The sequence below is a fragment of the Pedobacter sp. 01N416 genome (assembly GCF_056399685.1).
This window is the reverse complement of sequence record NZ_JBFTRT010000570.1, coordinates 1-3,214: the sequence shown is the minus strand read 5'-3', so window position 1 is coordinate 3,214 and position 3,214 is coordinate 1. Positions and strand designations below refer to the sequence as shown.

Annotated in this window: 4 protein-coding genes; 1 reads left to right on the top strand and 3 read right to left on the bottom strand. The window is 35.7% G+C overall.

Annotated elements, in window-relative coordinates:
* The 3 genes from AC1DND_RS23805 to AC1DND_RS23795 form a co-directional block, all read right to left on the bottom strand.
* Positions 1 to 438 (bottom strand): hypothetical protein (locus AC1DND_RS23805; protein ID WP_477585055.1); only part of this gene is annotated, 438 nt, incomplete at its 3' end.
* Position 439: 1 nt separating this feature from the next.
* A complete protein-coding gene (locus AC1DND_RS23800; protein ID WP_477585054.1) occupies positions 440 to 1,324 on the bottom strand; it encodes a hypothetical protein in 885 nt (294 codons plus the stop codon).
* A gap of 1 nt (position 1,325) precedes the next feature.
* Positions 1,326 to 2,279: a stage II sporulation protein M gene (locus AC1DND_RS23795; protein ID WP_477585053.1), complete on the bottom strand. Its 954-nt coding sequence runs from the start codon at positions 2,277 to 2,279 to the stop codon at positions 1,326 to 1,328.
* A gap of 198 nt (positions 2,280 to 2,477) precedes the next feature.
* On the opposite strand from AC1DND_RS23795, the gene AC1DND_RS23790 reads away from it, so the two are divergent.
* Positions 2,478 to 3,214, top strand: a 737-nt coding sequence (locus tag AC1DND_RS23790; RefSeq protein WP_477585052.1) for an RDD family protein, incomplete at its 3' end; no start/stop codon positions are given.

Below are 3,214 nucleotides of genomic sequence, written 5' to 3'. Positions count from 1 at the left end.
ATCTATCTCATGGATGTTTTCGGTAATTACATCGTATGGAAGAATTGTTTCTTTCGATTTTTTAGCGAAGATTTTTTCTGCTCCAATAACTTTAACCACAATAAATATGATCAGCGCAACACCAAGTCCGATAAAAATATACCTGGAAAAAATGTTGGATGCTGCTCCCTGAAATAGTTCGCCGATTATACCCCAGAACCATAACCAAAATTTGTCCCATAACGATAATTGTTGTTGACCTATTTCGTCGTATTGAAACTCTTTTTGTTCTTTATAATTGCTTATGGCCTCTTTATCAAATTTCGAGGCCACAACCTTACTGGTATCTGTTTTAATTACAACAGTTACAGGCTTAGGTTTAGCTGTCTGTGCTTTGTTGATTACCGGAATAAAAAACAAAAGTGAAACAAGAAGATATCGGAATAGTGCTGGCTGCATTTTAATATTCTTCAGGTCTGGTATCTATAGGTTTTTCGGTAATGCCAAAATTAGAAATCCGTTCCATTAGGCCGGGGCTTTCTTTTTGTTCAACCAAACTGAAATAGGCCAATGAAATGGTAATGATGGGGATGATGGTAAACACCTGGCATAATGACTGCAAAACTGTTGTAATCATGGTTAGTGTTAAAGACATGTGTGGGGTTTTATGCGTAAACATACCAATCATATTAAATAAACTTGTAGGTAAAACAATCATGCTCATACAGGCAGAAACAATAATCCAAACAACGGCAAGCGTACCGAAAGTAATCCAGAAATTATCTTTTATAATTTTGAAGCTTCTGCTAAAAGAGTAACCTAAAGAACCATTTTCGATTACCATAATGGGGAACATCATGGCCACATAAGGGAATAGCCAGAAGCCAGGTACAAGGCAAAACATAAAGGCTATGCATAACAGGATAATCAATACGATAGAACTGCCAAAAATCCGGAAGAAGTAATACTTAAAATATCCCCATACTTCATCGGTGGTTGGTGTTTGGTTCCCTTTCTGCACATATACAGCGACATAAGAAAGTATGGCAACACTCATACTGACGTAACTTGCCATGCTAAATAATAGTGATAAAAAGTATTCAATACCGTAAATAGACCCGAGTCCCGAGCTTTTGCCATATCTGTTCACAATGCCCGTATTTATTACATTAACCATTTTGTATTGTTGCAATAACATGGTTAACATACTAGCCAGTACAAATAGGCCACAAAATGTGAAATATATTTTAATGAGGGGCTTAAGATTTTGACGCATGAAGGTAAAGGTGTTGTTAATCACCTGTCCGAAATCTCTTCTTTTCTTAAATTCAATTTTCCCTGGCATGTTAATTTAGTGTTGCTTGTTTATTGTAGATTTTTATGGGGTATATAAATACATACCAAATAATGAAAGCTGCAGAAGATAATAAAATGAACATACTTAACCATAGCGGCATCTCAGTATGTCGGGTAACAAAACTCTCAAAAAATGCTGCAACTATAAAAATCGGTATCAGGCCAATTACAATTTTTAATCCATCTTTAGCCCCTTTTAAAACTGAAGCCATACGGGTATACGTTTTGGGAAATAAAAGGCTATTGCCCAAAATTAAACCAGCCGCGCCTGCCAAAACAATTGCCGATATTTCTAATGTGCCGTGAATCCAGATAACCAGAACTGATTGAAAGCCTAATCCCTTACTAAAAAAGAAATATTGGAATGAGCCCAGCATCACGCCATTTCTGAATAATGAAACAATAGAGCCAAATGAAAATATAATCCCCAAAACAAAGGTATATAGCGCAACATAAATATTATTAACCCCAATTTGCATAAACATCATAAACTCATTACTTTGTTTGTAAACCCCAAAAGGATCACCTTTGGCAATGTTTTCGTTTGTCATGTTTACATAACCATCACCCATAATCAATCGCACAAAAGTATCATCGTATTTTGCCGATAAAGCACCAATGGCACAAGAAACCAAGAAAAATGCCAATGCATAAAATACCTGTTTTCTGTGTTGTAGAAATATTAAGGGGAGTTCTGTTTTCCAGAAATGGATAAACCGGTTCGATTTTTCCTTTTTGTTTTTGTAAACGGATTGATGTAATTTAGAGGCTAAGCCATTGAGATAAGCGGTTGTTTTCGAATTTGGATAAAACGTTTTTGAGTAAGCCAAATCGTTAGTGATTTCGATAAACTGATTGGCCACTTCATCAGGATTTGCCTGTTGCATGGAATCATAATGTTGCCACTTCTTCGAATTCTGTTTAACAAATAATGCTTCTCTCATGTAAAGGCTTTACCAAATCTCGGGTTAAAATAGCTAATTTTTTATGGAAATGAAACCRGCATTATATTCAAATCAATTAACCRGGCTTAACAAATATACATAGATGAACAATCTAAATATGAAAATATAAGAAAACTTTAGTTTAAAAAATAAAGATCGGCCTACAGCTATTATCCTTAAAAAAAATTATGTTTGAATATGGATAGCATCAGAATTAGCACTGCTCAAAATATTGATATTGATTACGAAATTGCTGGCCTTGGAGAGCGTATAGCTGCAAGGTGTATCGATCTGGCTGGATTTCTAATTCTCGCTATAATTACTTTAGTGGTAATGGGAGCCGCACAGATGGCGATGTCGGGAAGTGCTGCAATAGTTGTTTTCTTTATTTTCCTTGCAATTTTTACTTTCTACGATCTGGTTTGCGAAATCACTATGGATGGCCAGACTTTGGGGAAGAAGGTGTTAAAGATAAAGGTAATTAGTATTGATGGTACACAACCAACACTTGGACAGTATATTTTTAGGTGGTTATTTAGGATGATTGATTTTGGTTTTCCTTTTGGATGGGGCGTTGTAGCACTGGTTTCTGTAGCAGTAACCAAAAACCATCAAAGATTGGGTGATATATTAGCAAAAACGACATTGATTAAAACTAAACCAAGAACCGAATTTTCTAACGTGGCTTTCAGTTTTAATTTACCTGAAGAATATGAACCGCAGTTTAAAGAAGTTCTGCACTTAAATGATAGAGATATAGAGCTTATTCATGAAGTGTTAACCGGCTATTACCAAACTGGGAATGCCGATTTAATTTATGCCATGGCAGCCAAAACCAAAGAACATATTTTCGTAACCATTCCGGCGGGGATGAATGAACTGCAGTTTCTAGAGGCGGTGCTAAAAGATTATCTAGAGGCGGTGCTAAAAGATTA

What these genes read in the sequence shown, in the direction of transcription:
- AC1DND_RS23800 (WP_477585054.1), bottom strand. Translation starts at nt 1,324, where the DNA reads ATGCCAGGGAAAATTGAATTTAAGAAAAGAAGAGATTTCGGACAGGTG.
- AC1DND_RS23795 (WP_477585053.1), bottom strand. Translation starts at nt 2,279, where the DNA reads ATGAGAGAAGCATTATTTGTTAAACAGAATTCGAAGAAGTGGCAACAT.